The sequence below is a fragment of the Specibacter sp. NPDC078692 genome (assembly GCF_040686835.1).
Taxonomy (GTDB): Bacteria; Actinomycetota; Actinomycetes; order Actinomycetales; family Micrococcaceae; genus Specibacter.
Genome location: NZ_JBFBLV010000060.1, coordinates 1 through 5,654, shown reverse-complemented (window position 1 = coordinate 5,654; position 5,654 = coordinate 1). Strand labels below are relative to the sequence as shown.

At 62.6% G+C, this 5,654-nt stretch carries 5 protein-coding genes; all 5 read left to right on the top strand.

The genetic code is table 11. The annotated features are described in order from the left end of the window. Positions 1-239: 239 nt before the first annotated feature. The 5 genes from AB0O97_RS20125 (at position 240) to fabF (ending at position 5,529) form a co-directional block, all read left to right on the top strand. The gene (locus AB0O97_RS20125; protein WP_363885033.1) at positions 240-1,634 is read left to right on the top strand and encodes a helix-turn-helix domain-containing protein; all 1,395 of its coding nucleotides are present in this window, start codon (positions 240-242) and stop codon (positions 1,632-1,634) included. A gap of 151 nt (positions 1,635-1,785) precedes the next feature. Next, positions 1,786-2,739, top strand: coding sequence for an ACP S-malonyltransferase (locus tag AB0O97_RS20120; RefSeq protein ID WP_363885030.1), 954 nt, complete (start codon positions 1,786-1,788; stop codon positions 2,737-2,739). A gap of 47 nt (positions 2,740-2,786) precedes the next feature. Then, positions 2,787-3,797 (top strand): beta-ketoacyl-ACP synthase III, encoded by a 1,011-nt coding sequence (locus AB0O97_RS20115; protein WP_363839393.1) that lies wholly within the window; start codon positions 2,787-2,789, stop codon positions 3,795-3,797. 86 nt (positions 3,798-3,883) lie between these two features. Further along, entirely contained in the window at positions 3,884-4,129 is a 246-nt protein-coding gene (locus tag AB0O97_RS20110) for an acyl carrier protein (RefSeq protein ID WP_363885028.1), read from the top strand. Between the two features lie 140 nt (positions 4,130-4,269). Continuing rightward, positions 4,270-5,529: a beta-ketoacyl-ACP synthase II gene (gene fabF / locus AB0O97_RS20105; protein WP_363885026.1), complete on the top strand. Its 1,260-nt coding sequence runs from the start codon at positions 4,270-4,272 to the stop codon at positions 5,527-5,529. Positions 5,530-5,654: the final 125 nt, after the last annotated feature.

Sequence of the window (5,654 nt, the reverse complement as noted above, 5' to 3'; positions counted from 1 at the left end):
TCCGATGACACCGTCAGGCCCAGCACCGACGGTTTCCTTGGGCTTGGCTGAACTGCTGGCTTTGGGTGCGCCCGTGGACGGAGTAGCGGTGGGGGTGCTGTAGAACCTCTACAGCAACACCAACCGCCCTTCTAGCGTTAACCCGTAGCTCCATGGGCTTGAGCGCTTTTCCTTAGGGACCGTGTCTTGTTGGGTTCACACAAATTCCCCTCAAGGACATAAAGTCATATCCTCGAGATATGGCAGCTAAAAATTCGGCGGGCACACGCCCATCCGCCCAGGAGTCCGCACAGGAGCAGGGCAGTGCACCTACCCCGCCCGTCAAGGCCAGCCCCGTCCAGGGCAGCCCCGTCCAGGCGAGAACTGCTGACTCCTCCGGGACGCTGGAACGGTTGCGGGCCAACGTTGGCACCTTGTCCAACATGATGCGACGAGAACTTGAAAATACGCTGCCGTGGTACCAGCGACTCAGCGCCGATGAACGCTCGTCGCTTGGCCTGGTGGCTCAAAACGGCATCACCGCCTTCGTCTCTTGGTATGAACACCCCTCATCACCGAGTTGGGTCCTATCGGATGTTTTCGGCACGGCGCCCACCGAACTGACCCGCTCCATCAGCCTCCAGCGAGCTTTGCAGCTGATCCGCACCGTGGTTCAGGTGGTGGAAGACAAGGTTCCTGAACTGGCCGCACCCGAAGAGCAGGTTGCCCTGCGCGAAGCTGTACTGCGCTACTCCCGGGAGGTGGCTTTTGCTGCCGCCGATGTCTACGCTCGAGCAGCAGAAAACCGTGGCGCGTGGGATACCCGGCTAGAAGCTCTTGCGGTTGACGGGATCCTGCGAGGGGAGAACACCGACGCCCTGCAGTCACGCATCTCCGCGCTGGGCTGGACCTCGCACGGCCGCTTCACCATCATGGTGGGGCCGGCCCCCTCTGAGACCAACGCGATGTTCCTAGCCACCTTGCGGCGGGCCGCAGGACGCTTCGCCGAGGATGTCATGGTGGGCATCCAAGGCGATAAATTGATCTTGGTCCTGGGCAACGTGAAGGACCCGGAATCAGCCTATGTGCGCCTGAGCGATCTTTTTGCCCCGGGGCCGGTGGTGTACGGTCCACTGGCAACAACCTTGGCCGACGCCACAGCGTGCGCCAAGGCGGCCTTTGCCGGCATTTCCGTGGCCAAGGGCTGGCCCTCCGCCCCGCGGCCGGTATCAGCAGATGATCTGCTGCCAGAACGTGTCATCGGCGGCGACGAATCGGCCCGCCGGGCCCTCATGAGCAATATTTACCGTCCCCTCGTGGCGGCCTCCAATGGGCTCGTGGAAACACTCAGTAGCTATCTGCAAGGCGGTCACTCTCTGGAAGCGGCTGCTCGTGAACTTTTTGTGCATTCCAACACCGTCCGGTACCGGCTTCGCCGAGTCTGCGATGTGACGGGCTGGGATCCGCTCATTCCCCGCGAAGCGTTTGTGCTGCAAACGGCGCTGATCGTGGGGAGGCTGGCAACACCGACAAAAGCCCCCACACAAGCCGCCGTCAAGGCCGCCACCGCGAAGCAGCCAGCCACGAAATCTGGCACCCCTCGGGCCACGAACGATCCTGCCGACCCTGCCGATCCAAAGGTTCCACTAACTTAGCTGCCCCAGCGTCCTGTCCACATCCCACCAAGAGGCGCAACGAAAACCCCATGTCCACGGTGAGCATTGTAGACTTCCTACAAATTGTGCCGAAGAGCTTGGTGTAGGAAAACACCCTGTAAATACTGTTAAGTTTGGAAAGCTGGTTAATGTGCTTGCAATAGTCTGCCCGGGTCAGGGCTCCCAATCCCCAGGATTCCTTTCGCCATGGCTGGAACGCCCCGGTGTCCATGAGCAACTCGCTTCTTTGAGTGAGGCTGCGGGCATTGATTTGCTGGCCCATGGAACCACCTCTGATGCCGAAACCATCAAGGACACCGCCGTCGCCCAGCCCCTCATCGTGGCTGCCGGGCTCATCACAGCTCAGGCCCTGTTGGGCGATGACGCCACCGCGGCCCTGGTCCCCGGAAAAATTCTGGTAGCTGGCCACTCCGTGGGCGAGATTACCGCTGCTGCTCTCACAGGCACGCTCTCCAACGCAGATGCCATGGCTTTTGTGCGCGAACGCGCCAACCGCATGGCAGACGCCGCAGCCGCCACCCCCACCGGCATGGCCGCAGTGGTTGGCGGAGACCCCGATGAGGTCATCGCCGCGATTGAATCCGCTGGGCTGACAGCCGCCAATATGAACTCCAAGGGCCAGACCGTGGCCGCCGGCACGCTGGAGCAGATCGCCGCCTTGGTGGCTGCTCCGCCTTCCAAGGCCCGTGTCATTCCGCTGCAGGTTGCCGGTGCGTTCCACACGCACCACATGGCCCCGGCCGTCTCGGCGCTCCAGGCTCTTGCCCCGTCGCTGACCACGCACACACCGAAGGTGGCCCTGCTCTCCAATTACGACGGCGGCGCCGTTCCTTCCGGGGAAGCGGCACTTGCCTCGTTGATCGCCCAGGTATCGCGCCCCGTTCGCTGGGATCTGTGCATGGAAACCATGTCCGCCATGGGCGTCACCGGGCTGATTGAACTGGCTCCGGCCGGTACTTTGACCGGGCTGGCCAAGCGCGGCATCCCCGGCATCACCACCGTGGCCGTCAAAACGCCAGACGATCTCCAAGCTGCCCGGGAACTGCTGGCAGCACACCTTTCACCGGAAGCAGGAACACTGTGAGCACCCCAACGCTGAAGCAGAACGCCACCCGTCCCGGGGCACAGATCATGGGCATTGGTGCGTACCGCCCCTCCGTGATCGTCACCAACGAGGACGTGTGCCAGTGGATCGATTCCTCCGATGAGTGGATCCAGCAGCGCACCGGCATCATCACCCGCCACCGCGCCCCCAAGGATGTCTCAGTGGTGGACATGGCTGTTTCCGCCGGCGCCGAGGCCATCGAGAAGGCCGGGATTGAGCCGTCCCAGATTGGTGCCGTGCTGGTCTCGACGGTGACGCACCCGTACGCAACGCCGTCGGCCGCTGCCTTGATCGCCGACAAGCTCGGAGCATCCCCGGCACCTGCCTACGACATCTCCGCCGCCTGCGCAGGCTACTGCTACGGCATCGCCCAGGCCGACGCCTTGGTCCGCTCCGGCGCTGCTGACTATGTCTTGGTCATTGGGGTAGAAAAGCTCTCCGACGTGATCGACAACCACGAGCGCACCATCTCCTTCCTGCTCGGCGACGGCGCCGGCGCCGTGGTCATTGGCCCCTCGGACGAGCCCGGCATCAGCCCCTCGGTCTGGGGCTCGGACGGCAGCAAGTGGGACACCATCGGCATGACCCACTCGCAGCTGGACATTCGTGACTTCAGTGAGCAGGCCATGAAGGGCGACGGCGTCGCCCTCGCCGCTGCGGATGAGGCCCACTCCACCCTGTGGCCCACACTGCGCCAGGACGGCCAGACAGTGTTCCGTTGGGCAGTGTGGGAGATGGCCAAGATGGCCAAGAAGGCCCTCGTGGACGCCGGCATCACCGCCGATGATCTGGGCGCCTTTGTCCCCCACCAGGCGAACATGCGCATCATCGACGAACTGGCCAAGCAACTGAAACTGCCCGAGCACGTCATCATCGGCCGCGACATTGCCGACGCCGGCAACACCTCGGCCGCATCGATTCCTTTGGCAACACACCGTCTGCTGGCAGAGAACCCGGAGCTCTCCGGTAAACTTTCGCTGCAGATCGGTTTTGGTGCCGGACTGGTGTTTGGCGCCCAAGTGGTGCGCCTACCCTAAGAACACGTCCCCCTCATGTGAGGGGTGATCAATATGCCTGAAGGTCAAGTCCTTGATCACAGCAAAAACAAGAAAAGGAGCCATCAATGGCTAGCAACGAAGAAATCCTGGCCGGTTTGGCCGAAATCGTCAACGAAGAGACTGGCTTGGCCCCCGAGGCTGTAGAGCTGGACAAGTCCTTCACGGATGACTTGGACATCGACTCCATCTCCATGATGACCATTGTTGTCAACGCTGAAGAGAAGTTCGATGTGAAGATCCCGGACGAGGAAGTCAAGAACCTCAAGACCGTTGGCGACGCTGTCAGCTTCATCGCAGGCGCACAGGTTTAAATAAGCCCGCACCGCTTCCCTGCAGACCCGTCCGCGCAAGCGGCACTGGTCCTTGTGGTTGGCCGGATCCTGATAGACGGCCCGGCCAACCACAACACCTTTCACTTCCCTCCCCTGAAACTTTTGTAGAGAGTTGAACCATGGCCCGCAAAGTAGTCATCACCGGCTTGGGTGCCACCACACCCATTGGCGGCGACGTCCCGACCATGTGGAAGAACGCCCTCAAGGGTGTCTCCGGCGCCCACACCCTGACCGACGATTGGGTGGAAAAGTACAATCTTCCCGTTCACTTCGCCGCCAAGGCCTCAACTCCTGCCACTGAAGTACTGAGCCGTGTCGAGGCCAAGCGCATGGACCCCTCAACGCAGTTCGCTGTTGTGGCTGCCCGTGAAGCATGGAAGGACTCCGGCATTGAAGAGGTCGATCACGACCGCCTCGCCGTGGCCTTCGCCACCGGCATCGGGGGTGTCTGGACCCTTCTGGACGCCTGGGATACCCTGCGCGAAAAGGGACCCCGCCGGGTTCTGCCCATGACCGTTCCCATGCTCATGCCCAACGGCCCCGCCGCGGCCGTCAGCCTGGACCTGGGTGCCCGCGCCGGAGCACACACCCCCGTTTCCGCCTGCGCATCGGGCACCGAGGCACTGCACATTGCGCTTGAGCTGATCCGTTCAGGCAAGGCCGATGTTGTCATGGCTGGTGGCGCTGAAGCCGCCATCCACCCCATGCCCTTGGCCTCCTTCGCGGCCATGCAGGCATTGTCCAAGCGCAATGACTCCCCCGAGACGGCTTCACGGCCGTACGACATCAGCCGCGACGGCTTCGTCATGGGTGAAGGTGCTGGCGCTCTGGTACTGGAAGCCGAAGAGCACGCCATTGCCCGCGGCGCCCGTATCTACGGCGAACTGGCTGGCACCGCGGTGACCGCCGACGCTTACCACATCACTGCTCCGGACCCCCAGGGTCTTGGTGCAACACGTGCGTTGAAGGCCGCCTTGTATGACGCCCGGGCCCTGCCCGAGGACGTTGTGCACGTCAACGCCCACGCAACCTCCACCCCGGTGGGCGACAAGCCGGAGTACACGGCGCTTAAAGCGGCCCTGGGTGATCATGTGGACAACGTGTGCGTTTCTGCCACGAAGTCACAGATGGGTCACCTCCTGGGTGCCTCCGGTGCTGTCGAGTCCGTACTGACGGTTCTGGCCGTCTACCACCGCGTTGCACCAGTGACCATCAACCTGGAAAACCAGGATCCGGAAATCCCCTTGGACGTTGTCACCGGCACCCCGCGTGAGCTGCCCGAGGGCGAGATCATGGCACTGAACAACTCCTTCGGTTTCGGTGGGCACAACGCAGTTGTGGCTATCCGTAGCACCGGCCCCAAGGTGCAAATGGCCTAGGCCGCTCCGTCTCAAACTATTAAACAACGACGCCGGCGCTCACCTTTTCATCCTCGGTGGGCAGCATGCCGACCTCGTTGACCGTGGATTCCTTGCTGCGCGAAACACGGCTCAGCGAGGCGAAC

Coding starts and splice junctions, on each gene's coding strand:
- AB0O97_RS20125 (WP_363885033.1), top strand. CDS start 240: ATGGCAGCTAAAAATTCGGCGGGCACACGCCCATCCGCCCAGGAGTCC.
- AB0O97_RS20115 (WP_363839393.1), top strand. CDS start 2,787: ATGGGCATTGGTGCGTACCGCCCCTCCGTGATCGTCACCAACGAGGAC.
- AB0O97_RS20110 (WP_363885028.1), top strand. CDS start 3,884: ATGGCTAGCAACGAAGAAATCCTGGCCGGTTTGGCCGAAATCGTCAAC.
- fabF (WP_363885026.1), top strand. CDS start 4,270: ATGGCCCGCAAAGTAGTCATCACCGGCTTGGGTGCCACCACACCCATT.